21 protein-coding genes and 5 pseudogenes are annotated in these 26499 nt (G+C 69.3%); 7 read left to right on the top strand and 19 right to left on the bottom strand.

Annotated features, from left to right (window positions below; all coding sequences use genetic code 11):
• Nucleotides 1-202 precede the first annotated feature (202 nt).
• Nucleotides 203-1429 (top strand): helix-turn-helix domain-containing protein, encoded by a 1227-nt coding sequence (locus tag ACQEXA_RS59950; RefSeq protein ID WP_433135147.1) that lies wholly within the window; start codon nucleotides 203-205, stop codon nucleotides 1427-1429.
• On the opposite strand, the gene ACQEXA_RS59945 is transcribed toward ACQEXA_RS59950, so the two are convergent.
• Entirely contained in the window at nucleotides 1410-2072 is a 663-nt protein-coding gene (locus ACQEXA_RS59945; protein WP_433135146.1) for an HAD family hydrolase, read from the bottom strand. The genes ACQEXA_RS59950 and ACQEXA_RS59945 overlap by 20 nt on opposite strands.
• 224 nt (nucleotides 2073-2296) lie before the next feature.
• Between ACQEXA_RS59945 and ACQEXA_RS59940 the strand changes: the two genes are divergently transcribed.
• Entirely contained in the window at nucleotides 2297-2596 is a 300-nt protein-coding gene (locus ACQEXA_RS59940; RefSeq protein WP_433135145.1) for a hypothetical protein, read from the top strand.
• A gap of 28 nt (nucleotides 2597-2624) precedes the next feature.
• Here ACQEXA_RS59940 and ACQEXA_RS59935 read toward each other — a convergent pair whose 3' ends face one another.
• Nucleotides 2625-3797 carry a site-2 protease family protein gene (locus tag ACQEXA_RS59935; protein ID WP_433135144.1) on the bottom strand — a complete coding sequence of 391 codons (1173 nt, stop codon included), beginning with the start codon at nucleotides 3795-3797 and terminating at the stop codon, nucleotides 2625-2627.
• 242 nt (nucleotides 3798-4039) lie between these two features.
• Here ACQEXA_RS59935 and ACQEXA_RS59930 point away from each other — a divergent pair, with 242 nt between their 5' ends.
• The gene (locus ACQEXA_RS59930; protein ID WP_433135143.1) at nucleotides 4040-4336 is read left to right on the top strand and encodes a hypothetical protein; all 297 of its coding nucleotides are present in this window, start codon (nucleotides 4040-4042) and stop codon (nucleotides 4334-4336) included.
• Nucleotides 4337-4417: 81 nt separating this feature from the next.
• Here the strand turns inward: ACQEXA_RS59930 and ACQEXA_RS59925 are convergent, their stop codons facing one another.
• The 7 genes and pseudogenes from ACQEXA_RS59925 to ACQEXA_RS59895 all read right to left on the bottom strand — a co-directional run bounded on the left by ACQEXA_RS59925 (nucleotide 4418) and on the right by ACQEXA_RS59895 (nucleotide 7399).
• Complete coding sequence (locus tag ACQEXA_RS59925) at nucleotides 4418-4699, bottom strand: hypothetical protein (RefSeq protein ID WP_433135141.1); 282 nt, start codon at nucleotides 4697-4699, stop codon at nucleotides 4418-4420.
• Between the two features lie 413 nt (nucleotides 4700-5112).
• Nucleotides 5113-5346 (bottom strand): hypothetical protein, encoded by a 234-nt coding sequence (locus ACQEXA_RS59920; RefSeq protein ID WP_433135140.1) that lies wholly within the window; start codon nucleotides 5344-5346, stop codon nucleotides 5113-5115.
• Between the two features lie 6 nt (nucleotides 5347-5352).
• Nucleotides 5353-5655: pseudogene (locus ACQEXA_RS59915) on the bottom strand (recombinase family protein); the annotation flags it as partial.
• Between the two features lie 70 nt (nucleotides 5656-5725).
• The gene (locus ACQEXA_RS59910; protein ID WP_433135139.1) at nucleotides 5726-6226 is read right to left on the bottom strand and encodes an NUDIX domain-containing protein; all 501 of its coding nucleotides are present in this window, start codon (nucleotides 6224-6226) and stop codon (nucleotides 5726-5728) included.
• Nucleotides 6227-6262: 36 nt separating this feature from the next.
• A pseudogene (locus ACQEXA_RS59905) lies at nucleotides 6263-6637 on the bottom strand (tetratricopeptide repeat protein); the annotation flags it as partial.
• Nucleotides 6624-7028: pseudogene (locus ACQEXA_RS59900) on the bottom strand (ATP/GTP-binding protein); the annotation flags it as partial. The pseudogenes ACQEXA_RS59905 and ACQEXA_RS59900, both read right to left, overlap by 14 nt.
• A 137-nt stretch (nucleotides 7029-7165) precedes the next feature.
• The gene (locus ACQEXA_RS59895) at nucleotides 7166-7399 is read right to left on the bottom strand and encodes a hypothetical protein (protein ID WP_359396838.1); all 234 of its coding nucleotides are present in this window, start codon (nucleotides 7397-7399) and stop codon (nucleotides 7166-7168) included.
• A gap of 279 nt (nucleotides 7400-7678) precedes the next feature.
• On the opposite strand from ACQEXA_RS59895, the pseudogene ACQEXA_RS59890 reads away from it, so the two are divergent.
• Nucleotides 7679-7833: pseudogene (locus ACQEXA_RS59890) on the top strand (transposase); the annotation flags it as partial.
• Between the two features lie 206 nt (nucleotides 7834-8039).
• On the opposite strand, the gene ACQEXA_RS59885 reads toward ACQEXA_RS59890, so the two are convergent.
• From ACQEXA_RS59885 to ACQEXA_RS59875, 3 genes are all read right to left on the bottom strand, one after another.
• Entirely contained in the window at nucleotides 8040-8369 is a 330-nt protein-coding gene (locus ACQEXA_RS59885; protein WP_433135138.1) for a hypothetical protein, read from the bottom strand.
• A gap of 207 nt (nucleotides 8370-8576) precedes the next feature.
• Entirely contained in the window at nucleotides 8577-9011 is a 435-nt protein-coding gene (locus ACQEXA_RS59880) for a hypothetical protein (protein WP_433135137.1), read from the bottom strand.
• Nucleotides 9012-9150: 139 nt separating this feature from the next.
• The gene (locus ACQEXA_RS59875; protein ID WP_433135136.1) at nucleotides 9151-9714 is read right to left on the bottom strand and encodes a hypothetical protein; all 564 of its coding nucleotides are present in this window, start codon (nucleotides 9712-9714) and stop codon (nucleotides 9151-9153) included.
• 194 nt (nucleotides 9715-9908) lie between these two features.
• On the opposite strand from ACQEXA_RS59875, the gene ACQEXA_RS59870 reads away from it, so the two are divergent.
• Nucleotides 9909-12074, top strand: a complete 2166-nt coding sequence (locus tag ACQEXA_RS59870) for an N-6 DNA methylase (protein ID WP_433135135.1) — start codon at nucleotides 9909-9911, stop codon at nucleotides 12072-12074.
• Between the two features lie 61 nt (nucleotides 12075-12135).
• On the opposite strand, the gene ACQEXA_RS59865 is transcribed toward ACQEXA_RS59870, so the two are convergent.
• From ACQEXA_RS59865 to ACQEXA_RS59850, 4 genes and pseudogenes are all read right to left on the bottom strand, one after another.
• On the bottom strand, nucleotides 12136-13452 hold the full coding sequence (locus ACQEXA_RS59865; RefSeq protein WP_433135133.1) for an IS701 family transposase: 1317 nt from the start codon (nucleotides 13450-13452) through the stop codon (nucleotides 12136-12138).
• A gap of 167 nt (nucleotides 13453-13619) precedes the next feature.
• Nucleotides 13620-15139 (bottom strand): annotated as a pseudogene (locus ACQEXA_RS59860) (ISKra4 family transposase).
• A gap of 81 nt (nucleotides 15140-15220) precedes the next feature.
• Nucleotides 15221-15709, bottom strand: a complete 489-nt coding sequence (locus ACQEXA_RS59855; protein ID WP_433135131.1) for a hypothetical protein — start codon at nucleotides 15707-15709, stop codon at nucleotides 15221-15223.
• Nucleotides 15710-15841: 132 nt separating this feature from the next.
• On the bottom strand, nucleotides 15842-17107 hold the full coding sequence (locus ACQEXA_RS59850) for an ISL3 family transposase (RefSeq protein WP_433135129.1): 1266 nt from the start codon (nucleotides 17105-17107) through the stop codon (nucleotides 15842-15844).
• A gap of 430 nt (nucleotides 17108-17537) precedes the next feature.
• On the opposite strand from ACQEXA_RS59850, the gene ACQEXA_RS59845 reads away from it, so the two are divergent.
• Together ACQEXA_RS59845 and ACQEXA_RS59840 are read left to right on the top strand one after the other, a co-directional pair.
• Nucleotides 17538-19169 (top strand): IS200/IS605 family accessory protein TnpB-related protein, encoded by a 1632-nt coding sequence (locus ACQEXA_RS59845; RefSeq protein WP_433135128.1) that lies wholly within the window; start codon nucleotides 17538-17540, stop codon nucleotides 19167-19169.
• 253 nt (nucleotides 19170-19422) lie between these two features.
• Nucleotides 19423-21081 (top strand): N-6 DNA methylase, encoded by a 1659-nt coding sequence (locus ACQEXA_RS59840; RefSeq protein WP_433135126.1) that lies wholly within the window; start codon nucleotides 19423-19425, stop codon nucleotides 21079-21081.
• A gap of 24 nt (nucleotides 21082-21105) precedes the next feature.
• Here ACQEXA_RS59840 and ACQEXA_RS59835 read toward each other — a convergent pair whose 3' ends face one another.
• The 3 genes from ACQEXA_RS59835 to ACQEXA_RS59825 all read right to left on the bottom strand — a co-directional run bounded on the left by ACQEXA_RS59835 (nucleotide 21106) and on the right by ACQEXA_RS59825 (nucleotide 26351).
• Nucleotides 21106-23241: a UvrD-helicase domain-containing protein gene (locus tag ACQEXA_RS59835; protein ID WP_433135125.1), complete on the bottom strand. Its 2136-nt coding sequence runs from the start codon at nucleotides 23239-23241 to the stop codon at nucleotides 21106-21108.
• Between the two features lie 75 nt (nucleotides 23242-23316).
• A complete protein-coding gene (locus ACQEXA_RS59830; RefSeq protein WP_433135124.1) occupies nucleotides 23317-24546 on the bottom strand; it encodes an McrC family protein in 1230 nt (409 codons plus the stop codon).
• Nucleotides 24543-26351 carry a DUF4357 domain-containing protein gene (locus ACQEXA_RS59825; RefSeq protein ID WP_433135123.1) on the bottom strand — a complete coding sequence of 603 codons (1809 nt, stop codon included), beginning with the start codon at nucleotides 26349-26351 and terminating at the stop codon, nucleotides 24543-24545. The genes ACQEXA_RS59830 and ACQEXA_RS59825 overlap by 4 nt, the downstream gene beginning before the upstream one ends.
• Between the last annotated feature and the right edge of the window lie 148 nt (nucleotides 26352-26499).

The raw sequence follows: 26499 nt of genomic DNA, 5'->3' as shown, positions 1-26499 counted from the left end.
GTGGTCGGCATCGTGCGGCTCCTCGGCGCTTACGGTGATCAGGGTGTGTATCACCATGGCCCTCAACAGAGGCTGATCCGAGGACTTCAAGAGGTCTTTTGTGTCGCAGAACCGGACTTTATGTAGCTTCTCAAGGTGATGGCTGGTCAAATAGAGGGCTTTAGGTGAGACTTGCGTCAGTGCTCAAGACGGAGGTGAGGCAGTGGCGCGCCCCGCAGGTAACACCAGGCTCAAGTTCGCCCGCATGGCGGCCGGTTACCACTCGCAGCAGGCCCTCGCGGACGCACTTAAGGTGGGGGTCCGGCAGGTCCGCAGGTGGGAATCCGACACCCCGCCGCGGCCGCAGCCAGACGTTGCCCAGGCTCTCACCCGGTTGCTGGGTCAAGACCTTGAGTCCCTGGGGTTCGCCGCATCGAACGGGCCGGGGTCCGACCGCGCGCGCCGTGCTGTCCTCGCCGATACGGCGGTCGGCGTGAGTCTGCCCGCCGTCCCCACGCAGGCTGTGCCCGTGCAACCCGCCTCGGTCGCACAGGACTTCATGGCCGTCACCCGTTCCCACCGCCGTCTGTACTGGTCCGTCGCCCCGGCTACGCTCCATCCCGCCGCCTTGTCACACGCTGCCTTGGGGTGCGCCCTGCTCCTGGAGACGGCAGGCCAGACCCGGGAGCGCATCGCGGCCGCCCTCGGCGAAACATGGCTGCTGGCCGCGCGCATCGAGTTCTTCGACCTCCGCAATGCCGACCGTGCGCAGCAGACCCTCGTCCGTGCCCTCCAGGCAGCCGGCGAAGCCAACGCACCGCTCCTTGGTGCCGCAATCCTCGCTCATTCCGCGTTCATCCCGGCGTGGGCGGGCGAGCGCGATGCGGCTCTCGAGCGGATGACCGCTGCCCGCACCTACGCCCGCCGCGGCCTGGCCTGCGCGCACCTGCTGGCATGGTTGGACGCCGTCGAAGCCGAGTGCGAGACACGCTGCGGCAGCACCCGCAAAGCACTCCAGCTGATTCAGCACGCGGAGGACGTCCTCGCCGCCGGCAGTGACCACCCCAGTCCCGAATGGCTGGACTGGTTCAACCCCGTCCGGCTCGCCGCCTTCAAAGGCAACACCCAGTTGAAGGCAGGACACCTGCCCCAGGCCCGCGAGACCCTGCAGAACGTCCTCGACGCCCTCAACCCCAGCGACGACAAACAACGCACCGTCGTCCTCGGCGACCTGGCCGCAGTTGAGGCCGCAGCCGGCAACCCCGACGAAGCCTGCCGACACGCCCTGCGCGCGCTGGACGACCTGGAACGCACTTGGTACGCGATGGGCATGGACCGGGTGCGAGAAGTCCGCCGCGCATTGGTCCCGCACCAGCACGAGCAGTGCGTACGCGAGCTGGACGACCGGCTGTACGGTTGGTCGACCGCGATCAGCGCGCTGAGCCGTTGAACTGGGAGATCAGCCCCGACAACTCCAGGAGGCTCTCGACCCGGAAGGTCGGGAGCTTCTCCGCTTCCTCGGTGCCCCACTGGATCGTCGCCCACGGCCCGCGCCGCACCAGCGCCGTGTGCAGTCCCGCCTGATGAGCCGGACGGATGTCATTGTCCACCCGGTCCCCGACATACAGCATCTCCTCGACGTCCACCGGCACCGCCTCGGCGACACGATCAAAGAACTCAGGCGCCGGCTTCGCGGCCCCCCAGTCGTCAGAGGTACCGATCAAGTCCACATCCTGGCTGAACAGCTCCCGCAAGATGCGGCCAGCCCGCACGGTCTGATTCCCGGCGATCCCCAGCCACAGGCCATCGGCACGCAGGGCAGCGAGAGCATCGCGGACGTCGAGATACACATCAGCCTCGCCGAAGGCCTCCGGCTGCCCTGCCTGCGCACGCCGCTCACGCTCCGCGGAAAGCTCAAAACCGGGCCGGAACTCCTGGAACGTCTCGCGGTAATCGCGGCCCTGAGCAATGACAGCGCCGAACATCGCATGGAAGGTGTGGCGTGGTACGCCGAGCCAGTCGGCCCACGTGCCGTACTCCGTGGTCTCGTCCACGAGGCACTCGCCCACATCAAAGATCACAGCGCGAATCATGCTGGCAGCCTAACGATGCCACTCTCTCATCGGGCAACGAGTGCGGGTCTCGCAGTAGCCGGCAGAACTTGTCCCGCTCGGAAATACGATTCCGGATCTGGCCTGCAGCTTCTCCGCGCGGGCGACGGCCTCCACGGCTCTTGGGATGATCCTTCGATGCCGCTGTCCATCGTCACCGCGCTGGTCCTGAAAAGCCAGTCATCGACGGCTTGTCCTCGCGTGCGTTGTCCGAGATCTTCCGTTTCGAGCGCACCCGCAATTATCTGCAGGCAGGAGACGTCAGCGTAGCCGTGCGCTTGTGGAAGGACTACGTCCACCGCCCCGAGTGCCAGCTGTGGCACGACTGCGAGTGGGGCAACGTGCACTGGTACTGCTGCGGCAATCCTCTCGAAGCCCGCGCGCTCCTCGACATCGTGATGCAGGCCATGTCACCTCGAAGTGCCCGCGGACTCCGCCGGATCATCAGCCGGTTCGACGCCGTCTGGAACCAACCATCACCGTCATACGACGCAGGCGGAGAGTAAGGAACAAGCTCAGATCGATGTGAAGCGGCTACGTATCGATCCCCTGGCGGCCGACACTGCCGCCGGGAGGTGCAGCGCCGTCGTCCGGGTCCGTCGTGTGCCGCTTGGACAGCCGTTCGATGTCGTGGGCGGTGATGATTCCGCGGAGTCGGCCGCCGTCCATGACCAGGATGGGCAGTCCGCGCCCGGAGCCGAGGCGCTCCAGGATGGAAGTCAGCAGCTCGTCCGGTTCGGCGAGTGTGCATTGCGACAGTGGGGTTGCCACGTGCCGTACACGCAGCGACTGCCGCTGCCCGGACGGCACGGCGGCCAGTCGGTTAAGCCGTACGACACCGCTGGGCCGGCCCTCGAAGTCCAGCAACGGCAGCACCGCATGCCCTGCCTGGGCGGCCACCTCGGACAGGAAGCGGTCCACGGTCAGCCAGTCGGGGCCGGCGATCACCGGACTGGTCATCGCCTCCGTCACCCGTACGCCGCGCAAGGCCGTGAACAGTTGGGCCCACCGTCGTTCGGCCGCGGCGGTGCTCGTCACGAACAGGCCGATGACCACCAGCCACAATCCGCCCGACACACCCCTGAAGAAGGCCACCCACCCCACGAGGGCCAGCATGATGCCGACGACCTGTCCGCTGCGTGCGGCCGCCCGTTGGGCCCGTTCGCGGTCCCGCGTACGCCACCACACCACGGCCTGCAGCACCCGGCCCCCGTCCAGTGGCGCGGCGGGCAGCAGGTTGAAGACGCCCAGCAGCACGTTTGTGCCGCCCAGCCAGCCCAGTACGGCAACCGGTACCCGCCAGCCGAGTGTCGCGTCCACCGCGGCCGAGCCTCCTATCGCAGCCCCGCCGAGCAGAAGGCTGGCGAGTGGCCCGCTGACGGCGACTGCGAACGCTGCCCGCGCCGTCGTCGGCCGGTCCATCCGGGTCAGTCCGCCCAGCGCCCACAGCGTCATGTCCCGCACGGCTATCCCGGCCCTGCGGGCCGTCAGCGCGTGCGCCGCCTCGTGCACCACCAAGCTCACCAGCAACAGCAGAGCGCCGGCCACTGCGGCGACCGCGTACGCGGCCGGCGCCAGGCCCGGTGTGTACCGGGGCAGTGTCCGGCTGGCCAGACCGTATGCGAAGAACAGCATGATCAACGGCACACTCCAGTGCGCCCTCACCGTCACCCCGCGCACACTCCCGATCCGGATCGAACCCTTCATCGCTCTCACCACCGACTGATACACGGGGCGCAGCCGCGAACGCGCTCCGGGCCCCCTTCCATGGTCCGTCCGGGGCCTCACGAGCGAAAGCAGCCCTTACGGCACCAGGCGGGCGCGGTTTGCAACCGCGCCCGGATCCCCCCGCAGCGCCGCGATCGCCGCCGAGGCAGAAGCAGTGCTGTGGACCTGCGGTGGTCTGACAGGGGCCGACAAGCTGAACCGGCGTTGCGTAGGAGGCTGCGATGGAGGAGCACTTCGTCTGGGTGGCGACGCGTCGGCTTCAGCCGGGCACGTTGGGGGAGTTGGAGAGGGCATGGCGTCCCGACCCCTACCCGCAGGGTCTGCGCCGCGCCTTTGCGTACTGGTCCCAGGACGGACAGGAGATCACCGGGGTGTTGTTTTGGGACTCCCAGGAGGTATGCGGCTCCTGGCGGGCCTCTGAGCCGGAGGCCCGCCGGCGTACGGCCATGGCCCCGTGCGTCGTCGAGGAGCGGGAAGGTTTCTACCGCGGCCGTGAACTGGCCATCCCCCAAAAGTAGCCGTCCGCGAGCGGGTGCCACAGTACGCCGCGGCGGTCCCCTCCGGCGGCGCATCGACGGCGGGGCAGTGGGTCACGACCGTCAGGTCGTCATCACGGCATCGCAGTCGGGGCAGACCACGGACGCGCACTGTGCGGGGTACCAAGGCGCCCCGGAGTGCTCGGATGGCTTCGGGCAGGCCGTCTCCATAGCGAAGGTGTCCTTGCCGCACAGAGTCCGCGGTCCCGTCGCGGTGGGCGTCCCCGGGGCGGTGGGCGCCGCATGCACCCGGCGGACGGTCCGTGCCCCACCAGGCGCCCCGCCCGGACAGGTGCGCGTGCCCACCGGCTTGTCGAGCTCGTACACGACGACGATCGCGTCCATGCCTCTACGGTAGACGGCCCCACGGCGATCCGCGGTAGGCCATCGTGCTCAGTCTGGGGCTGAGAGTGGGGGTAACGGCGCTGCAGGTGGTCTTCCCTCAGGAGACCGAGCACCGGCTCGGCTGGTGGAAGAACCGGTGGGCCTACCGCTACCGCCGGCGCCGGGAAGAAGACCCCCATCACCAGTCCCGGGCAGGCGGTGCTGGGCCGCCGTAGCGGCGCGGTGCGGGCCGGCTGTGACTGGTCTACGAGGACATCGCCGAAGGACGCATCCGTCTGCCGTACGAGCAACGCGATGCGATGTGTCCAAAAAGAGCGGGAGCAGGCGGCCGGGCACCTGGACGCATCCGATGCCGGGGCTGCCGTGTGCTCGGTCCAGGTGGCGGTGAGGAACGCCAGGTCCCCTCGTGTGGGTCAGGCGTGGTCGACGAGCTCTGCCCTGCCCTGCTGGCGGGCGCAGTTCGCGCAGCAGAAGAACTGGCCGTCGGCCTGGAGGCCGTGGCCGAGGATGCGGCATTGGCAGTTGGCGCAGGTCGGCGCCATCTTCTGGGCGGCGCACTCGAGGCTGTCGAAGGTGTGGACCGCTCCCTTGGTGTGCACATCGAATGACATCTCGTAGTCGTTGCCGCAGACCTCACACACGGCCATGGACGCTCAACTCCTCAACGCTTCTCGGACAGGACCGCTACCGGTACCAGCAACTGCCGGCGTTCCTCGACGGTAGTGAAGAGACACCACCGTCCTTGGGCGGCACGTTGGTCTGCGGCCCGAGCGGCATACAGGAATCACTCGGTCGGGCGCGACGGTACGCGGCAGCCGCACCTGTCCTGCCGGCCTCGTGGTGTCGAGCGCCTCGTGGAGTGACGGGAAGCCGATACCGCGCTTGCGGAGACCGGAGACGATGGAGATCAGGTCTTGGATCAAGCGCCCGAGGCGGTCGAGGGAGGGCACCAGGGCTGCGTCCTTGCGGGACGTGGTTGCCGTGGTTGGCCGCCCGGGCTCGGCCCGCGGCGCAGGGCCTCAACGTCTACGTCCAGCCGTCCAGCGATACCTGGGGTCCGTTGGTGAGGTAGCGGTGGAGGGCGCTGGCAGTGGTGTCGACGAAGTTTGCGGGGATGGCATCGATGTCGACCCAGCGGACCTGGGCGTGCTTGCGTGGTTCGCGGTTTTCGGGTTCGCCGGTCCATTCGTGGGCGGTGAAGACGACGGTGAGGAAGCCGTTTGGGGCTTCGACGCCCCAGGCGCCGTGGATGATGTGGGCGACCTTCAAAGACTCCGGTTTCACGGTCAGGCCGGTCTCCTCATGCAGCTCGCGCACCGCGGTTTCGGTGATGGGTTCGCCGGGTTCGCTCTTGCCGACGGGCAGGTCCCACATGCCTTGGGCGAATTTGGCGTTGTGGCTGCGTTGGAGGAGGACGACGCGACCTGTGGCCTGGTCGTGGACGATGACGGCGGCGACCAGCAGGGTCATGGATTCGAGGGCGGGTTTGAGGGCTTTGGGCTGGTCGTCGGTGGTCGGCTGAGCCACGGTTGGTGTCCCTTCGTCGGCCGGTTGGTAGGCAGCTTAGGCCAGTGCTTCGCGTGCGCGGCGGGCGAGTTCGGTGGCTCCGGGTACTTTGCGGCGCTGGTAGACGGAGAGGGCGGAGCGGAGCGAGGTGATGGCCTTGCGGGTGCGGTCGGAGGTCATGCCGTCCATGAGGGTGAGGGCCTGGGACCAGGCGGCGACGGCTTCGTCGGCGCGGGCTTGGGCGGCGAGGCTGTCGCCGAGGTCGGCGTAGGTGAGGGCGTGGACGCGCCTGTACTTCTCGGGGTCCCAGCGGACGAGGGCGTCGCGGTGCTGTTGCTCGGTGCCGATGTGGTCGGCGAGGTCGGTGAGGGTGCGGGCGGTGTGGCTGGCCACGGTGCCGACGGCGGGGCCGCTGACGCGGGAGTAGCGGGTCGGGGGTGAGTGGCACCTCGCGCAAGGGTGCTGTGGGTGTGCCGCGCAGGATGAACTCGGCGCGCACGGTGTGCTTTCGCGGCTCGTCGACGATCGGCCGGGCCCGGGTGACGGTGACATCGGGCCCGAACGGGGTGATGGACAGCAGCCGCTGTCCGCCCGCTGGACCCTCGATGCGGTAGCGCAGCGGCGCACTGCCGTCCGCGCGCAGTCGGATCTGCACGGCCTTCGCCCGGCGGGGTGCCCACCACGGCATGGCCGTGGACGCGCGGGCGAGCTGGACACCGCGCCGGAAGATCTCCTCCAGACTCGGGTCGAAGTGTCGGGTGGGGACGAGTTCCAAGGCCATCCGCTGGGCCGAAGCCTTGGCCGCGAGTAGGCGTACCACCATCTCGAAGGCGCTCCAGCACGCGGCGATGGCCGGCGCGAGCAGATACCAGTGGCCATGCAGCCATTGGGCGGCGTCGATGAGGCCGGTGACCAGTGCGAGTACCTGACCGGCAGGCGTGTCACCGGCCAGGTCCGTCACTAAGCGGCGAGGCGAAGCGCGGCGTGGTTCGAACTCTGGTGGCTGGGGGAGTGTGTGGCTGGCGGGGTGTGCCCGGGCCGTGGCTGGGGGGAGCTGGCGTCGGCGGTGTGGGTACCGATCCAGTAGCCGACCAGCAGGCCGATCACGACCAGGACCTTGTGCCGGTTCGCTTTCCACCAGGTGGGCTGGGGCGGTTCGGTCAGTACGCCTATGACGGCGGGAGCCTTTGCCACGACGACTTCTCCTTCTGCTCGGGTGAGGTGGTGCCGGCGGCCGGGTGGCCTGCGCCACAGCCGGGAGCTGGGCAGGCCGGTGGGGCTTGGGCTGCGGAGCAGGAAGCCCGGAGACGGGAGGGGTCTGTTGCTTGGTGTCGGTGTGCGTCACGCTGGGAGCGACCGACGGCTGTTGGGGGAGTAGTGGGCTGGTTTCGCAGTGATCCGCCGGTGGTGGATTTCGGGCTCTTCTGTCGCTTTCGCTTCCGTGAGTGCCTGACCTGGCCTGCCAGCGGCTGCGGCCCTCAGCGCGCCGCGAAGATCACGCATGTGTCGGCGGACGGCGCCGAGTGGATCGATGCCGTCGTTGCGCCCGCTGCCCGGACGTGGTGCGCTGCATGGACCCGTTCCACGTCGTGAAGTGGGCTACCGACGCCCTCGACGTCGTCCGCCGATCGGTCCGGCCAGGGCCTTGACCTGCTGGTTGATGCAGATGCTGCGGCGCTGGCGGGTCTGGGGCCGGGGTGCGTGTGCGAGTGGTGAGCGCTGTCCCATGGCGCTCCTCCTGTTCTGGTGGGTGGGTGGGTGGGTGGGTGGCGGCGCGGGGCGGTCCGCCACCGGGCGGGTGTATTGCGGCGTGGGGTCGGTGCTTGGCGCGGGTTCAGGTGGTGTGGGCGGCGGTGGCGCGGACTTGCGCGTAGACGGTGAGGAAGAGCTCGAGGTCGGCGGTCTCGTTTGGGGCGGTGCGGCCGGAGGCGAGCCTGGTGTGGGTGTCGCGGTGGGCCTGGCGCAGGTACCCGTTGCGGTCCAGGTGGTGCCACAGGAGCCGGAAGGCCTGCTGGTGGTCGTACAGGCCGGTCTCGTACTCGCCCCGTGAGACGCGGCGCGCCTGTTCCAGCAGGGCGCGGAAGTTGTCGTCGTCGCTGCGCTTGAGCAGTGCGGCCAGGTGCCGGTAGTAGACGGTGAGCTCGGGCTCGCCGGACTCGGTCAAGCTGTGCTTCTCCCTGTCGCTGGGTGATGGTCGCGGGTTTTCGCGTCGGGGTGCTGTGCGGTCAGCCGGCCTTGGCCCCCTTCTGGCAGCCGGTGGTCTTGAAGACCTCGTGGCGGGCGGCGCGGGTCGGGCGCCGGTCGGGGACGGGCGCCGGGGTAGGCCTGGGCGTAGGGGCTGGGGGGCGGCTGCGCGTTGGGGTGTGGCCGATCAGGGCGCGGGGTCGGTCTTGGCGGTGTCGTTGACGTTGTCGAGGCATGCCTTCATGAAGGCGTCGCGGTGGATGGTGCCGCCGTTGGGCTGCTGCGAGATCGTGGCGTACTGCTGGGAGCAGGTGGCCTCGCTGGCGGTGTAGGTCAGGTTGCCGTCGTCCGTGTAGACGCCGCCGGAGATGGTGCCGGCCGCGTAGGCGCCCAGGAGGGTGGAGCGGCCGAAGACGGGCTTGTCCACCGTCTTGGTGACCGTGTGGGTGACGATTTTGGGCGGGCGGGATGCGGCCTGCTGGGCGCGGTGGTCGGCTGCGGCCGCCTGGCGGCGGGCGGCTGCGAGCGCGGTGTGGGAGCTGACGTGGTCCACCGTGGCGGCGGTGATGGACAGGGCGGTCAACCCGCAGGCGGTGATGGCGATGACCTTGGGCCGGTTCACTGGTGTCCTTCGTGTAGGGGTCGGGCGGGGTGAAGGCCGCGCAGGCGGTGGTGGCCGGGTCGCGGCGCGGCGGTGGTCGGCGGGGGACCGGAGTCTCTCGCCGCGCTCGGAGGCCGGCTGAGGGGTTGGGGGTGGTTCGTCAGCCGGCGTTGGTGTCGGTCCACTTGCCGCTGAAGGGGTCCTTGCTGATCTCGCAGGAGGCGAGGTTGTAGCCGCCCGACGCGGTGGACTGCGAGATGACCTTGCCGTTGACCTTCAGCTGGCAGGTGACGTGGCCGGCGCCCTGAAGCTGAGCGGTGATCGAGTAGTACTGCGGGTTCCCCAGCGGCTTGGTCGCGTTCATCGGCACCTTGCCCTGGGCGGAGGACCCGGCCGGGCCGTACTGGACGTCGGCGCCGCTGGTGCCGGTGACGACGTAGGTGACGGTCTGCGGCGTCTGCTTCTTGGCCGCAGCGTGCGGGGCGGCGGTCTTGGCGCCGTTGCCCGTGTGGGAGGGCGCGGGGGCCGGCTTGTCGGCGCTGTCGCCGGACTTGTCGCCGGCAGCGGAGATGACGCCGCCGAGGACCAGGACGCCGACGACACCGAGGCAGCCGGCCCCGGCATAGGTCTTGGTCTTGCTCTTCTTCGGCGGCACCGGCTGAGCCGGGAAAGGAGGCTGCTGACCGGGCTGATGCGGCTGTTGGGCCCAGGGAGGCGTGGACATGCGTGGGTTCCCCCGTTTGCGTAAGAAAGCATCGGAATGCGGTCGGAACGCCGGCATGGCAGCTCTCGAGCTGCGCTGCCAAGCGGAAGCATCAGAAGATAAGCATGACGATGAAAGCACTGTCAATCGCGATACACGGCGAGGTCGATGCTGTAGAGTGTGGACGGTCCCCGTACCTCGAGGTCTGGAGTGCCATGCCGAAGCCCTCCGCGCAGGTGACCGCAGCCGAGATCTCGCGGCTCGCCGGAGTCACGCGTGCCACGGTCAGCAACTGGCGCCGCCGACACGCCGACTTCCCGGCCCCGGCCGGCGGCACCGACACCAGCCCGCTGTACGACCTCGAAGCCGTCCGGGCCTGGCTCGACTCACGCGGCCACGGCACCGCCGCCTCGCCCGCCGAGGAACTGCGCGCCGCACTGCGCCTGCACAGCGGCGGTGGCAGCGCCCCCGCCCGGCTGCTGCCCCTCGTCCTCGCCGGCGCCCAACGCGACCGGGAAGCACTGACCGCCCTGGGCGAACTCCCCGACGGCGAACTGGCCGCCCGCTGCCACGACGCGGTGGCCGAACTGGCCGACACCGTCCCGGGCGCGGAAACGGTCGCCTATACCCCGGCCGACGCCCCCGTGCTCCGCGCACTGCTGCACTGCGTGCGGGACGAAAGCGGACAGGCGGCGCTCGACGTGCTGGCCGAGCGCGAACTGGAGGACAGCGCCGCCAGCGGTGCCTACCAGACCCCCGAGCAACTGGCCGATCTGATGGCCCGCTTGCTCACTCCACGCCCCGACGGCCCCTACCCCGCCCGGGTGTTGGATCCCGCGTGCGGCAGCGGCACCCTGCTCGCCGCAGCCGCCCAACACGGCGCCCGTGGCCTGTTTGCCCAGGACGTGCTGCCGGTCCAGGCCCAACGCACCGCCGTACGACTGCGCCTTGCCCAACCCGAAGCGGACGTCACGGTACGAGCCGGCGACACCCTGCGCGCGGACGCCTTCCCGGACCTGACCGCGGACGCGGTGCTGTGCAACCCGCCCTACGCGGACCGCGATTGGGGCCACGACGAGCTCGCCTACGACGCGCGCTGGGCCTACGGTGTGCCGCCGCGTGCGGAGTCCGAACTCGCCTGGGTCCAGCATGCGTTGGCCCATCTGACCCCGGGGGCATTCGCGGTGATGCTGCTGCCGCCCGCCGCCGCCTCCCGCGCCTCCGGCCGCCGAGTCCGCGCCGAGCTGCTGCGCAGTGGCGCCCTGCGCGCCGTGGTCTCCTTGCCGCCGGGAGCGGCGACACCGCTGCACATCGGACTGCACCTGTGGATCCTGCAGCGGCCTCAGCCGGGCGGCAGTGACCTGCACAGGGTTGTCTTCATCGACGCCATCGGCGAGCAGCGCCCGCACAACCCACAGGGCCAGCACGGCTCCGCCTCCTCCATCACCCGGTCACGGGGTGGAAGGGCTTCGCTCGACTGGGCCGCACTGAACACGGCCGTGCTGGATCACTGGCAGACGTTCGCCGCGGACCCGGCGCACTTCACCGACCACCCTGGCACGGCATGCGCCGTCCCCGTCATTGAGCTCCTCGACGACCTCGTCGACATCACCCCGACACGCCACGTCCGGGTCACTGCGCGCAGTGCCGACCCTCTGGCGGTGGCCAAGAACGCGCGTGATCTCGAGGAGCGTCTGAAGGAGAGCGCCCTCGCCCTGGCCGCATCGTGCGCTGGTACCGCCTGGGTGGCGGCCGAGGAGGACGCCCGGTCGTGGCGCACGGCGACGGTCTCCGACCTTGCCCGTGGCGGTGCACTGACCGTGCACCGCGGCGTGCCGGCAGGACGCGGCTCCCAGGACACGCCACTGCCGCGTAGGCACACGGGCCTGAGTACCCTCACCGGGCGCGATCTGGCGACCGGCAGCCGCGCTTCCGGAGACGTGGACGAGCAGCAGCTGGCCGACTCCACGATCATCGAGGCGGGTGACGTGCTGATTCCGGGCATCCGGGCCGCCCAAGGCGGCGGCGCCCGCGTCGCGGACGACGAGGACGCCGGATGCCTCCTAGGACTGCACGTTCACCTGGTTCGGCCTGACCCCGACCGTCTGGATCCCTGGTTCCTCGCGGGCTTCCTGTCGGCCGAGGACAACGTCAACAGTGCTTCCACCGGTTCCACGTCGCTGCACATCGATCCGCGGCGACTGCGCGTACCCCTGCTGCCGCTTGACGAGCAACGCCGCTACGGCCTGGCATTCCGTCAGCTGCACAGGCTACGGGGCCTGGCGCGCGAAGTTGCGGAGCGGACCGAGGAAACCACCGGCTTGCTCACCCAGTCCCTCACCAGCGGCGTCCTTCTACCCCCCGAGGCCGCTTTGGGCTGACAACGACAGGGGGGTTGGCGGCGATTTTTTGGCTCTCCTGCCGTATCTCGTCTTTCGCAGTTCAGGCGGCAGCGGAGGCCCATGCCCGCTGGACTTCCAGGATTTCGGCGGCTGTTGGGGGTTGGGCCTGCAGGGGGTTAAATCGGGCGGCGATGACGGTGCGTCGCAGTGCGAGGGCCATGTCCTCGAAGGAGGGTTCCCGCTTGGTGGTGTACCAGGGTGCGGTGCTGCGGTAGACGGCCACGTCCGCGGCCGGGTCGCCGAACTGGCTGTACCACAACGGGATCAGGCTGGTGCAAATCATGGCGAATGGCACGGTGCGTTCGACCGCGGCCCGGGTGCGGTTGCGGGCCTGCCCGGCGCCGACGACCTGCTTGGCGTCAAAGACGGCGACCTCGATGGACCAGCGCCTGGCGTAGCGGGAGACCAGGGCCGCAACTGATGAGGCCAGGTCGGTGGTGACCACGGTCAGCTCCTTGCCCCGCACGGCAGGGTTACGCACGGTCAGCACCCGCACGGGGCGGGGCCCGAAGACGCCGTACCACAGGCAGACGGTCTCGGCCACCCGCACTGTGACGGCGTGCCCGTAGCAGGTGGTGCGGCAGGGGCGGAAGCGGGTGCGGGCGGCGAGGTCGGCGCTGGTGCCCAGCCGGTCGCCCTTGAGCCGGGGGCGTCCGCGTCTGCCGGTCGGCGCGGGCGGCAGACCGTAGAAGACCGACCGGTGGGCGGCCCGGGTGGTGAAGGTGATCCGGTCGGGCAGTCCGCGCAGCACGTGCGTGGCGTAGGCGCCGTCGGCGACGACGTGCAGGGTGCGGTCGGGGAAGGCGCGGGCGAGCAGTTCCACCAAGGTGCGGGCGAGCTGGACCCGGGTGACGGTGCCCTTGCCGGCCCACAGGCGCAAGAGCACCGGCAGGCACACCGGGCGCGGGCAGCCGGGCAGGTGCACCACCAGGCCGGCGATCACCCAGCAGTGGCCCCAGCCGACCTGAAGGGGCTTGGGGGCGTTGACCGAGCCGTCGTATCCCCACAGCACGCCGAAGACCTTCTTGCCGCGGCGTCGGAAGAAGGTCTCGTCCACCGCCACCTCCAGTGCCGCATCCGGCGGCAGGAGCAGGTCGGCGATCAGGTGGGCCAGGGCCAGGCCGACCCGGTCGGCCGACCAGCGGGCGGTGGAGAAGAAGCGGTGGGCGCGGGCGTGGTGCCACACCCCGCCCAGACCGGCGCCCAGCAGCATGCCGCACACTGTGTGGCGGCCGGTCTGCGCGATCATCCCCACGACCAGTGCGGTGAACACTCGGTAAGTCGGCGCCCGGAAACAGGGCCGCAAGACGCCCAGCAGCCAGTCCAGGGACGGCGGTACAGTCGGAAACGGAAGCATCGACGGGTCACTCCTCTCCGGGAGCGGAACTTCTTCTACCGCCGATGCTTCCTCGCGTCCCGGCCGACGGCGACACCCGCCGCAAGAGAACCGATCGCCGCCCCAGTCGTCACTACCGACCAAGCAAACTGCGAAGGGTGCGGATCCTTCTGAGGGAAGGTTGTTGATCAAGTGCTGGGTTGGTTGTGGTGCTGGTCGGGGTAGGTGCGCTGATGCTCGCGGGTGTGGTGGTAGGCGAGGTAGGTGTCGAGGTCGCCGTTGGCGTGGACAGCGCGGAGTTTGAGGACGGCTTCGGCGCTGGCGAGGCCCCAGCGGGCTCCGGTGATGTCGAGGCGGTCGCCCACGAGGTGCCGGCACGCGCCTTCGACCGATCCGGTTGCGATGGGCCAGCCCTTGTCCAGTGCGGTGTCGTAGCGGAGCTGGTCGAGGTGGCCGGACAGGTAGCGCACGCAGGTGTCGACGCTGTCCCGTTTCGCCCCGGTGAGCTGTTCCTTCTCGGCGCGGGCGGTCATCTCGTCGGCGACGCGGGCGGCGTGTCCGTGCAGGATCGCGGTGAGTGTCTCGGCGGCGAAAGTCTCGGCCTCCAGGCTGCCGACAGGATGGAAGGCGTGCGCGGCCGTCCACGCGTACTCGGCGACATGGACGAAGTCGATCAAGATGTGGATCTTGGCGTTGCGGCGCTGTGCTTCGGCTTCGACGAGGTCGAGTTGGTGGCGGGCGCCGTCGACGAGGACGAGCCAGGGCCGGTGATGGCCCGGGTCACGGTCGGTGGCCTGGGTGAATGCCTCGGCGATCACGTCGTCGGGGTCGTGGATCAGGGAGGCGGTGCACCACCGGTTGACCGCTTTCGGGCCGGGCCGCACCGTCCGCAGGCGGGTACGGCCGCCGGGTGGGTGGACGATGTCGTGCGGACGGCGCTGGGCGGGGTGGGTGTCGTGGACGCAGGCGATGGTCGCCATGCGTTTCCGGTTCGGTTTCTCGCCCGGTGCGAGCCGCGCCTGCCTGCCCTGCCGCTTCTTTGCCTCGGCCGCGCGGCGGGTGGCCTCGCGTAACGCTTCGGGCCGCATCACCACCCCTTCTGGTCGACCTGGATGACCAGCGGCATGTCGGCCGTGCACGGGGAGGCGATCTTGTGGTGGTAGAAGGCGTCGATGTCGGCGGCGGCCTCGACGGTCAGGCTCTCGGCCCGGCGTTTGCCCAGTACCGGCCCGCACCGGTCGGTGATCGCCGCGACGGCCTGCGCGTAGGAACCACGGACCGCCTCGCGCACGGCGAGGCGTTTGACGCCGTGGCTGTGCCGGCCGCGTGGCAGCGACAACTGGGCGTCGGCCGGGTGCACGTTCGACAGGCCCCGGCTCCGCCAGGCGCACCGCGTCACACTCACCGTGCCGAACAAGCAGGTCAGCTGCCGGGCATGCCCCCTCTCGCGGTACGGCCGCACCTCGCGGTCCGGACCGAAGACCGCCCGAGGCGGCGGCGCCTGCTCTTCACGGGCCGCCCGCAGGTCGAGGTGGTCCTGGAAGAACCGGCGCAGGATCTCCCGGCCATCGGTCTCGATCAGCTGTTCCACCGCGGCATGGTCCAACTCGGCGGTCTCGGGTGCCGACAGCCGTGCTGCCAGCGACTCCACCGCTTCCATCGAGCAGGCAAACGGGTCAGGGACATCGTGGGTGTCGTAGCGTTCCATCCGGGCTCTTCTTCCGGCCGTTGTTCCTGGTTGGCACCTACGACGGTAGGAAGAAGAGCCCCTTGACTACCGGGAGTTGGCTCACCGCACCGAACCGGTCGCCGTCCTTCCGGCCGACGCGGTGAACAGTCCGGGTGTCTGTTCGTCCAGCCAGCCCCGCTCGACCAGCCGCTTCAGTTTCGACCGCGTCCCCTCGATCTTCGACGTCTGCGCGGGCAGGCCGATCCTCGGCACGACCTGCTTCGCCTGCACCGGCTCGGGCCCGTCGTCGATCACGCCCACGATGTCGCGGTAGACCGCAGGGAGATCCGCGCTGCTCATCCCCTCCCACCACACGGTCACCGTCTGCGCTCCCACCACCCGGCCCCCGCCCACCGGCTCGACCGCGTCCACGGCCACTCCCTCAGCCGCGAGTTCCTCCAGCGTCTCCCGCGTCACGGTCAACCGTTCCAGCCGGTCCCGCTCAGCCTCCAACCGCACGGTCAACACGGCGATCTCCCGCTCGAGTTCCTCCACCCGGGACCGCACCGCCGCCTGCCGAGCCTCCAGTTCCCCGATCAACGAGCCCATCCGGCACCGCCTCCTCTACCCGCACGGTAGAGACGACAACACCCCACCCACACCCAGATCAGCAAAACCCCAGTTCAACCGTCCCCCGAGAGGATCCGCACCCAACTGCGAAAGACGAGCCGTATGCGTGGGTCATTCTGTGGTGGGTTGGCGGCCGGGGAGGGTGGGGCGGTCGCCGGCGAGGGTGAGCATGACGAGGGCGATGATGGCGTCGGCGGTGTGGAAGCCGAAGCCGCGTCGGATGATCAGGCGGGTCTTGGTGTTCGTGCTCTCGATCAGTCCGTTGCTCATGCCGGTGGTCAAGGCGGCGCGGATCGCCTGATGGTGGCGGCGGATGCGGCGCTGGAGGTCGATGAAGCTGTCGATGCGGCAGCGGCGGGCCCAGCCGATCCAGCGGTCCAGAGCGGACAGGGCGGCGGTAGGCCGGGTCTTGGCCAGGGTGAATACCGCGCGGAGGGCTTCCTTCAGGCGCCAGGCGCGGTGCAGGCGGGGATCGGTGGCGGCGATCCAGGTGAGCTTGGCGGCCTGCCGATCGGTGAGGTCTGCCTCGTTCTTCCACAGCGCGAAGCGGGAGTCTTTCAGCGCCCGGGCGGTGTCCGGGTCGGTGGCCTGGTGGCGGGCGCGGTTCCACGAGGCACGGCGTTCGACATCCAGGGCGTCGGTGGCCCACGCGATCACGTGAAAGGGATCCATCACGCGCACCGCCGAGGCGGCCCGGTCGGCCAGGACCTGGGCGATCCAGGCGGCGCCGTCGGCGCTGATGTGCGTGAGTTTGGCGGTGCGCTGCTTGCCGAGGGCGTCGAAGAAGCGGTCGAGGACGTCCTTGCCGTGTCCGTCGGCCATCCACACCACCTTCGCGGTCTCGTGGTCCACCACGACGGTCATGTACTTCTGCCCCTTGCGGTGGCTGATCTCGTCGATGCCGATCCGGGTCAGCCCCGCCAGCCGGTCGACGGCCCGGTCACGGTCGGCGACCACCCGCTCCACGATCGACCCGACCGTGCGCCAGGAAGTCCGCATCAACTGTGCGGTCGCGCTCTTGGAGCACTCCGAGGCCATCCAGGCGGCCTGCTGATCGAAGGCGTAGGTGTGTCTGGCACCGTGACGGGCCCAGGGCACCGCCGTCACCGTCACCCCGTGTCGGCGGCAGTCCACCCGCGGCGCGTCGGCCTCCAGGAAGACCCGCATCACGCCGTGGTCGAGGTCTCGCCACCGACGCCGGCCCCGCCCCGCGTCGAACCAGGGCGCCGGCCGTCCGCACCGGCCGCACCGCTGCCGACGGCGGGCATCGGGCCGTACCGACACGACCACACATTGTTCGTTCTCATCGATCCGGACGCCCTCGACCACGGTGTTTTCCGCCGTCAGGGTCCGCTTCCATATGCTGAAGACAGACACGCCGTTTCTCTGCTTGATCAAACTTGAGCCTAGACACCTCAAGGATCACAGGAAGCGGCGTGTTTCACGTATCAGCCCAGGCCACAGCACCCACGCATACGGCAGGAGAGCCGATTTTTTCTTACCTCACGAGGCTGAGCGTCGGCCGTAGCTCCTCGATGGCCGCCCCGACTTCAACGCCCTGCGCTTCCGCCACCACGCACTGGCCACCAGCCCCCACACCGGCCATGGGCCGGACTCGCTCTTCTGACCGCACAAGGGGTGGGGAACTGGTCGTTTTCGGATGTGCAGGAGCGTGCGTGGGTGTGCAGGAGCATGTACTGGCTGGTGGTGTTGCAGTGCGCACACGTCATATGGCGGGCACTGATGTCAGTGCCCGCCCGTACCGTTCTTCCTGTTGCCGATCAAGCGTGATGGAGGGAGTACATCGATGCGTGGTGAGTCGTTGCGCACGATCGCTGCTCCCTTCGTGGCCGTTGGCCCGTCGGGCGTGGCGATCCGGACCCGTCTGGGCCACTTGAGCGCCGCCGACGAGGAGGTGTTGCGCCTGGTGGGCGCGCATCTTGGCTCGCTGGCCGCAAGGGATCTCAAACGCCGGTGCGCTGATGGCCTGGAGCACTCCGCGGAGAGGTGGGCGGAGCGTAAGCGGGCCCTGACGGAGGAGTCTTCGTCGCGTTGGGCCGGGAGTATCACCAAGGCCACCCACGATCAGTGGGCGCTTGCGCGGCGTGCCCAACTCGCGCATATCCAAAGCCTTGAGGCGGGCGTGCGGACGATCGCGCACCGCCTGTCCCTCCCGATCGGGGAGAAGGGAAGCAGGCGGGGGTCGGGCGGCTACCGCAGCGCACGAGAGTGGTTCGCTAAGACCCGGCGCCTGCAGGTCCTTGAAGACCGGCTCAGTGCCCAGCAGGCCGACCGCGCCGTGGGCCGCGTCCGCATCGTGCGCGGCGGGAAGCGGCTCGCGCGCAACCGGCACCACCTGCACGCCGCCCAGCTCACGCAGGCCCAGTGGCGGCAACGGTGGGAGGCATCGCGCTGGTTTGTGCAGGCGGACGGGGAATCGGGCAAGCGGTTCGGGAATGAGACGATCCGCGTCACGCCTGAGGGCGAAGTGTCACTGAAACTGCCGGCTCCGCTTGCCCACCTGGCCAACGCCCCGCATGGCCGGTATGTGTTCACCGGAGCTGCCCTCTTCCACCACCGCAGCGACGAGTGGGCCGACCGCATCACCACGAACCGGTCCGTGGCCTACCGCATCCACTACGACACAGACCGCGCCCGCTGGTACCTCACCGCCTCCTGGACGATCCCGCCGGTCAAGACCGTTCCCCTGTCCCACGCCCGCACAGGCGGTCTGATCGGTGTCGATACGAACGCTGACCATCTGGCTGCGTGGCGGCTCGATGCCCACGGCAACCCCTGCGGCCAACCCCGCCGCTTCTTCTACGACCTGTCCGGCACCGCGAACCACCGTGATGCCCAGGTACGGCATGCACTGATCCGGCTCCTGCACTGGGCCAAACGCCACGGCCTGTCGATCGCGATCGAAGACCTCGACTTCAGCGCGGACACGACCCGGGAGAAACACGGGCGCCAGAAGCGGTTCAGGCAGGTGATCTCCGGCATGCCCGTGTCCAAGCTGCGGGCCCGGCTCGTCAGCATGGCGGCCGAACTCGGCATCCCCATCATCGCCGTCGACCCGGCCTACACCAGCAGGTGGGGCGCCCAGCACTGGCAGAAACCCCTCACCCACACGACCAGGAAAACCACCCGCCACGATGCCGCAAGCATCGCGATCGGCAGGCGCGCCCTCGGGCACCGCATCCGGCGACGGACGGCACCGCCCCCACACGACCAGAGCGATCGTGTGGGGCATCGGACCGCCCAGGCCGGACACGGCACCCCAGGGCGTGAGGAAACCCGCCCCCGCATTCCCGGACCACGGACACGATCCGTGTCGCCGGACACGGCGCGAACGCGGGAGACCAGTGCATCCACCACCGTTCGGGATGCGCCAGTTGACCAGGATTGGGTACAAGACTCACTCCTGCTCACTGATTAAGAACGGTAAAGCAGCGCATCGATGGCGGGCCCGCGCTATAGGGCTTTTGGGCCTGTCAGCGTCCGCTCACCGTCAACGGCGGCGGGGTGCGGCCTGCCGTCCGTGGCCATGTGCGGGGTGTGCCGTTCGCCGCGGCGCTTCATCGAGAGGCCTGTTGGCGTCAGCTGTACACGGGCTTCTATAAGCCTTCTTGTTTACCTTGTCAACTGATTTTTGATTGAGGGGCATCTAAAATCCGTGTACGGTGGCCCACATGACGGACAGTGCCGCCCCACCAGCCGGTTCCATGGTCACCGGCGCCGAGATCGCCCGTCTCGCAGGCGTCACCCGGGCGGCCGTCTCCAACTGGCGTCGGCGCTACGACGACTTCCCTGCTCCGACCTCTGGCGGTGTCAACAGCCCGCTCTTCGACCTGGCAGAGGTGCAGGCCTGGCTGGGCAAGCAGCGCAAGGCGCAGGACGTCTCGGAAGAGGTGCAGCTATGGCAGGCGCTGCGAGCAGCATACGGTGACGAAATGATCGGCGCACTCGCCGATGCCGCACAGTTCCTTACCGACCCCGAGGCAAAGGCCCCGCCCGCGCTGCCGGCGGACTCCGTTCGACTGCTGCGCGCCTTGGCCGAGAACAGTTCGCCGGGGGAGGTGGTGAGTGCGCTGGCCGAGCGTTTCACCGACTCCGTACGCAGGGCTGGATCGGATCAGGTGACCTCACCACGAATCGTCCGCGCCGTACGGCACTTCGCCGGTGAGGTGGCGATGGATGCGACGCTCTTCGATCCGGCCTGTGGTATCGGGACCCTGCTGCTGGCCGTCGGCCCCGAGCAGGGGCCGAAACGGTGCGGCCAGGAGTCCGACACCCACAGTGCCCGGTTCGCGCAGCTACGGACCGGTCTCATCGGACGCACCGGCGTCGACATCGTTACAGGGGACTCCCTGCGCGAGGACCGCTGGACGGGCCTGAAGGCAGACCTCGTCGTGTGCGACCCGCCTGTCGGCGATGCCGACTGGGGGCGTGAGGAGTTGCTCCTCGACCCCCGTTGGGAACTCGGCACCCCCTCGCGCGCCGAGGGTGAACTCGCCTGGCTGCAGCACGCCTACGCACACACCGCACCCGGCGGCCGCGTCCTCATGGTCATGCCCGCCTCGGTCGCCTACCGCAAGGCTGGCCGCCGTATCCGCGCCGAGCTCGTCCGCCGCGGCATCCTCACCCAGGTCACAGCCCTGCCGGCGGGTGTTGCGGCCTCGCACGCCCTCCCCGTTCACCTCTGGCACCTGCGCCGTCCCGAGTCCCTCGGTGACGCCGCCACTCATGTGTGCATGGTCGACCTGGCCGCGAGCGATCCGGACGGCTTGCTGGACCCACGGCCTGACCAAGTGGCGGACGTCTCTTTGATCGAGCTTCTCGACGACCTCGTGGACCTCACGCCGGGCCGCCGCGTCGAGGAGTCCCACCGCGACTACGTGGCCGAATACCGCTCCTTGCGGCGGGAGCTGGCTGAACAGCTCCGGCTGTTGGACGAGTTGCTCCCGACGCTGGTTGCGGGCGAGCAACCGAGCGCCCTGGACGGTTCCTCTGCCAGCGTCACCGACCTCGCGCGCGCCGGACTCATCGAGTACGGCGCGCGCGAGCCGGTCTCGGTCAGCGACCAGCTCGACACCGACTTCCTTCACGGCTTCCTGCGCAGCGCGGCCAACACCCGCCGCTCCACGAGCGCCAGCGGTACCTTCCGCCTCGACGGCAAGGGGGCCCGTATCCCGCAGATGGACATCGCCGAGCAGCGCCGCTACGGGGCCGCTTTCCGTGCTCTGAAGGAGTTCGAGGAGCGGGCGACAAGAGTGGCCGAGCTGAGCCGCGAGGCCGCCACGCTGGCCCTGGACGGATTGGGCAACGGCGCACTCGCTCCTGCTGACTGACGATACGTCGTGGTGCGAGGCGCTCTACTTGGACTGCGGGACGAACGGACTGGCTGTTCCGCTCCACGACACTGCCAGCGCTTCCCGCGCCCGCGTGCAGGCCACGAACAACAGGCACCGCTCACGCAGCAGGTCGGAGTCATGCTGCAGTGCGTCCACCGATGCCGGCGTCACTTCACGCGCGAACGGCACCGCACCTTCCGTCGCCCCCAGGACCGCTACGCAGCGGAACTCGAGCCCCTTCATCGCGTGCATGGTGGCGAGCCGGACCCCGTCCACGGTCGGCCCTGGATTGTCCCTGACCCGCACGACCGGCACCTTGGCGGCGGTCAATTTGTCGTAGACCTTGTCGAGCAGCACGTTGAAGCGGGCGCACACCCCGATCTCGGACGGACCGATGCCCTGAGCGATCCAGCCCTCCACCCGCTCGACGAGCGCCGCCACCTCCGCCTGCTCCGAGCCGTACCCCTTTGGGAGCGGCCTGCGGCCGTGCAGCAGCGAGCGGTAGCCGGTCAGGCTATCGCTGCCCTCGCCTCCCAGGTCATCGATGGTCACCGGGCTGAGGATGCCCGTGGACCAGGCGAGGATCTCCTCCGTACTGCGGTAGTTGATGCGCAGGCGGTGAGTGCGCCCGGCCACCGATATCCCCAGCGACCTGAGGGAAACCTTCGCGTCGTAGATGCGCTGATGCGGGTCGCCCGTGATGAACAGATCGTCGCTGCCGGGCGCCACCGCGCCCCGCAGGACACGCCACTGGGCGGGGTGAAGGTCCTGCGCCTCGTCGACCACCAGGTGGTCGTGCGTCGGGGTGGAGGAGGCCAGCAGGTCGGCCGCTCGGGCGCACAGCTTGAGGTGGGTGGTGGACCTCTGGTCGCGCAGCATCTGCTCGAACAGCTCAACGGCGGGCCACAGTTGTTCACGTCGCGCCGGCGACAGCGAACTGCCGCGACCGCGCCGCACGGCGACCCGGTAGTCGTCCAGAGTTTTCAGGTCCTGGGCGAGGACCACGTGCCGGTATTCCTGCGCCAGGAACTGTTCCGTCCACGGCAGCCCGAGTTTCTTGATGACCCGCTGCCACAGTTGCCGTTCGTCCCGGTCCCCGATCGGCAAGGGGGCCTTGCCCTCCAGGCGCGTCACGACGCCATGTGCGTAGGCGTTGACCGTGGTGACGTCCACCCGGTCGAGGAGGGCCTGGTCGCCGTCCAGCAGCAGGGACAGGTTCTCGCGCAGCGAGGCGGCCAGGGCATTGGTGAACGTGGTGAGCAGGACACGAGTGTCCGCAGAGCGCATCAGCAGGTGCTTGACCCGATGCAGGGCCACGACCGTCTTGCCGGTACCGGGGCCTCCCGTGACCTGGACCGGTCCGCCGTACGACACCCGGTAGGCGACCCGGCGCTGCGAGGGATGCAGGAATACCCGCCAGGCCGCGAACGGCTTCTCCAGGATGTCTGCGAGCTCGTCCGGGCCCGTGACCAGGGTGATGCGGCTGGTGGTGTTGGCGATGGCGGCGGCGAGACTCTCGTCCGGGTCGGGACCTGCGGCGACGGGCCGCCGCACGGCGACCACGTCCTGGTACACATCCTCCGGCTCAAACCCTTCAGCGAGGTACTGCAGCACCTCGAACTGGTCCTCGGGCAGCAGCGTGCCGAACGCCTCCAGCTGCGCCTTGTCGATGACGGTGCGCACCGCCCGCAGCACCTGGTTGTCGATGCCGAGCTCACGCAGCACAGTGTCCGAGTACGTCGCGAACAGCAGTGAATCCGCCGCGGCCGCCGCCTTCTCCAGCCGCGGGGTCAGCTGCTCGATCGCCACCACGTTGCGTACTTCAAGAGCGCGCGTCGCGGAGTTCGTCGTGTACAGCCGCTTGGCTGCCCAGGAGTACGCGTCGTCGTGCGGGACGACGTTGACGAGCAGGAACACATCGCTACCGTCGTCCGGGGCGAGGACCACGCCTCGCCAGAAGTCGTTGATGCGTATGGTCCGCATGCGCGCATCGCGGGCATTCTCGACGGACTCCAGGTGCAGCCCCTTGTCCGCATGCAGCTCCGGCACGGTGAGTTGCTGAAACTTCTGCATCGCCTTGCGCACGCCGGCCTTGACGGGCCGCTCCAGGACGTCATAGCTCTCCCAGAAACTGTTGGCCAACGCGAGCTGCGGCACGACGTGCACTCCCCACCCCAAACGGACATTGCGCAGGTGATCATACGCATGGGATGGCCGCAGGGAACCGCCGCGTTAGGGGCCCGTCATCCGCCGGGCGACCTGCGCGATCTCGGCGAGGAGACCCGCCGGATCCTGGTCCAGGTCGAGCGCGTGCTGATGGATGACAATGCCCGCGTGGCGCACCCGGTGCGCCGCGTGCGAGGCGTTGCCCTTGGCGTATACAAGGTGCCCCTCAACAAGGGCGAGGGCGGTGCAGTACGCCAGCATCTGGTACAGGTCGGCGTCCGGAAAGCCGCCCCACTTCTCCGCCTTGTACTTGGCGTCCGCCACCGCGCACGGGGTCCCGTCCGGCCCGTACAGCACGAGGTCCGGCTTCATCCGGATCGAGGCGGCGTCGTCGAGGTGGTGCGGGTCCTGGAGCCGGGCAGTGTGCCCGGAGTCGCGCACAGCCTCACGCAGAGCGATCGTCACGAAGTCCTCGAACAGCTTGTTCATGTCGAACAGGAACCCGTCGATGCGCAGGCCGCCGGGCGCATGCTCGGTCGAGGTGCCGTCGAGGACGGCCCGCGCCAGGTGCAGGGCGTGGTGGTAGCGGGCATTGAGACGGGTGGGCTGCCAGTCGGGCATCGTCTGCCCCCGGACGATCGCCGTCACATCGGCGAGCCGGGAGCGCTGGTGCAGCAGCCGACGGCGGACATCGCGCGGTACACCGGGCAGACGCAACAGGCGCTCGACGGCCGTGCGCAGGATACGGTTCTCCGCGATGTCGGTGGTGAACTCGTCGTACGCCACCTCCACCGGCAGCGTCGCACCGAACCGCCGCCGTATCTGCTCGGCCTCCCGGATCCGACCACGCACGACGAGAGCGGCCTCCTCCGTCGCCCGGTACCCCTGCAACAGGCCTTGCCGCAGAGCCCGATCCACCTGCCGCTCCACGGCGTGCGCGAGTGCGGGCAGCAGACCCTGGTGCTCGGCCACCTCGACGTCCCCGTCCCGCCATGCGCCTTGGGGGTCGAGGCTGTAACCGAGCAGGAAGAAGAGGCGGGCGATGGGCACCTTGGGCCTGACGCGCACGGTGAACGGCTCCCCACCGCCCGGCACCGCGACGGCCACCGCGCCGACCTTGCTGCCGGCGCGCAACGACCAGCGGCCCGGCGTGTAGGGATCGGGTGCCGCATCCACGATGTCCCCGGCGGCGAGGGCCCGGCCGATGCCGTCCGGCAGGGCGAAACTGACCGCAGGCGCGTGCTCGATCAGCTCGACGGACGACGCCGGCCCTTCGGCTTCGACGCCGGCCCTCACGCCAGGGACTCCCGCAGCGCGGCCAGCCCGTACCGCTTCTCGATGTCCACACCTTCCCCGTAGTGATGCTCCTCCAGCAGCGGCAGGATCTTCGTCCGCCAGGTCCGTTCCAGGCCACCCTCCCGATAGACCCCCTTCTTCATCAGGTACGACGGCCCTATGCGGAAGTCCGGATCGTCGATACGGGAGTTGAGCGCATGGAGCAGATCCGCGGGCTCGGTGTCCTTGCCCTCCCTCACCAGCCAGCGGCGCAGCAACCCGCTCGTCGGCTCCGTGCGGGGCGAGAGCTCGACGAACGCGAAGCGACGGCGCATGGCCGCGTCCACGAGCGCGATGGACCGGTCGGCGGTGTTCATGGTGCCGATCACGAACAGGTTCGGCGGCAGCGCGAAGTCGTCACCGGAGTAGGTGAGCCGCACCGACTTGTTGCGGTACTCCAGCAGGAAGTACAGCTCGCCGAAGACCTTCGCCAGGTTGGCGCGGTTGATCTCGTCGATGATCAGGAAGTGGGGGATGTGCCGATTGCCCTCGCGGGAGGCGAGGTCGGCGAGTTCACGCAGCGGACCGGCGGTGAGCCGGAAGGCGACCTCACGGGTCTCCGGGGCCTCTTGCGGCCGGAAGCCCTCAAAGAAGTCCTCGTACGCGTACGAGGGATGGAACTGCACGAGCTTGACCTGCTCCGGGCCCCCACCCAGGAACTCCGCGAGCTTCAGCGCGAGGTATGTCTTTCCGGTGCCGGGCGGCCCGTACAGCACCAGCTGCCGCTCGTCCCACAGCAGATCTCGAACCTCGCGCAGCCATTCCACGTCGTGTACGAGGAGTTCGGTGGCCAGCTCGTCCGTCGGCTCGGGCAGTTCGAGCTCGCGGCGGGCGGTGAGAGCGGCGATCTCGATGCTCGGATCGCGTTCTATGGCCTCGGCTTCCTCGGCTAGCTCCTGATCGCTCAGGCCCAGCCCCTCGATGAGGGCTTGGATGGACGACAGGTCGACGACGTCATGTTGGATCGACAGCCTCTGCTGCAGTTCCTCGGGCAGTTCGTCGTACGGATGGCCATCGGGTTGCCACTCCACGGGACGGCGCAGATTGCACCGCCGGTCCTCGGACTCCGTCTGCTCCGCCTCACCGGTGATCTCGCCGACGTACAGCCGGCCACCGGAGATGGCGCAGACCGTGTCGCCGGGCTTCATGCGCGACAGGAATGCGTAGAACTCCTCTACCAGTTGCTGCTTCTGGCTGTAGGTGGCCGTGGACTCGTAGTCCTCCTGGACCAATGCGCGCAGCTGGTCCTTGCTGATGCCCTTCTCGACACCCTGCCGCAGCCGCGACGCGGCAAGGGTGACCCGCCCCTCGGGCAGCCACAGGCGCTGGACGAGGTCCAGCCCGCTGACGTTCGAACCACGTACCAGCCACGGGCGGTTCGGGCCGGGCCAAGTCCCCGGCATGAAGTCGGCGAGGGGCCGGCCGTCCTGGGCCTTCCAGTCGAACCAGCCGTTCGGGTTGCGGCCCGTCAGCACCGCCGCCGCTCTCGACGGGGAACCGAAGGTGATCGCTTCCGTCGTCTCCAGCCAACCCGGCCACTTCTCGGACGGCCCGATCCGCCCCTGCTGAATCAGCTCCTCGCGCTGCCGATGGGCGGCCGCCGCGCGGGTGGCGAACGATGGCACGACGTCAGGCCGCACGGGCTGGCTGGCGTCTACGACGAAACTGCGGCTGCCGTTGTCGCCCCGTTCAGTCGTAGTGCGCCCGTGAGCGACCGGCCCACCGTTCGGCAGCTGCAGACGGAACTCCGGGTAATCGTCGGTCATCGCACTCCCCAACCCAGCCGGACTAACCGGCGTGCACCTCAAGTGGCAACAGCACTAGGCGACTCCGGGCTACCGTACACGAGTCGGCGCCACCTAGTTTCGCATTTTCCGTTGACGCTGTTAACAGGCAATTCTAGGCTCTTGTGTG

The organism is Streptomyces sp. CA-106110, assembly GCF_050936285.1.
Classification (GTDB): Bacteria; Actinomycetota; Actinomycetes; order Streptomycetales; family Streptomycetaceae; genus Streptomyces.
Note: the sequence above shows the minus strand (reverse complement) of the source record. Positions and strands in the feature narration are given on the sequence as shown.

Excerpts from the sequence above, each read along its gene's own strand:
- ACQEXA_RS59825 (WP_433135123.1), bottom strand. The coding sequence starts at position 26,351 with ATGACCGACGATTACCCGGAGTTCCGTCTGCAGCTGCCGAACGGTGGG.
- ACQEXA_RS59840 (WP_433135126.1), top strand. The coding sequence starts at position 19,423 with ATGACGGACAGTGCCGCCCCACCAGCCGGTTCCATGGTCACCGGCGCC.
- ACQEXA_RS59925 (WP_433135141.1), bottom strand. The coding sequence starts at position 4,699 with ATGGACGCGATCGTCGTCGTGTACGAGCTCGACAAGCCGGTGGGCACG.
- ACQEXA_RS59865 (WP_433135133.1), bottom strand. The coding sequence starts at position 13,452 with ATGCTTCCGTTTCCGACTGTACCGCCGTCCCTGGACTGGCTGCTGGGC.
- ACQEXA_RS59855 (WP_433135131.1), bottom strand. The coding sequence starts at position 15,709 with ATGGGCTCGTTGATCGGGGAACTGGAGGCTCGGCAGGCGGCGGTGCGG.
- ACQEXA_RS59875 (WP_433135136.1), bottom strand. The coding sequence starts at position 9,714 with ATGTCCACGCCTCCCTGGGCCCAACAGCCGCATCAGCCCGGTCAGCAG.
- ACQEXA_RS59945 (WP_433135146.1), bottom strand. The coding sequence starts at position 2,072 with ATGATTCGCGCTGTGATCTTTGATGTGGGCGAGTGCCTCGTGGACGAG.
- ACQEXA_RS59935 (WP_433135144.1), bottom strand. The coding sequence starts at position 3,797 with ATGAAGGGTTCGATCCGGATCGGGAGTGTGCGCGGGGTGACGGTGAGG.
- ACQEXA_RS59870 (WP_433135135.1), top strand. The coding sequence starts at position 9,909 with ATGCCGAAGCCCTCCGCGCAGGTGACCGCAGCCGAGATCTCGCGGCTC.
- ACQEXA_RS59845 (WP_433135128.1), top strand. The coding sequence starts at position 17,538 with ATGCGTGGTGAGTCGTTGCGCACGATCGCTGCTCCCTTCGTGGCCGTT.
- ACQEXA_RS59930 (WP_433135143.1), top strand. The coding sequence starts at position 4,040 with ATGGAGGAGCACTTCGTCTGGGTGGCGACGCGTCGGCTTCAGCCGGGC.
- ACQEXA_RS59920 (WP_433135140.1), bottom strand. The coding sequence starts at position 5,346 with ATGGCCGTGTGTGAGGTCTGCGGCAACGACTACGAGATGTCATTCGAT.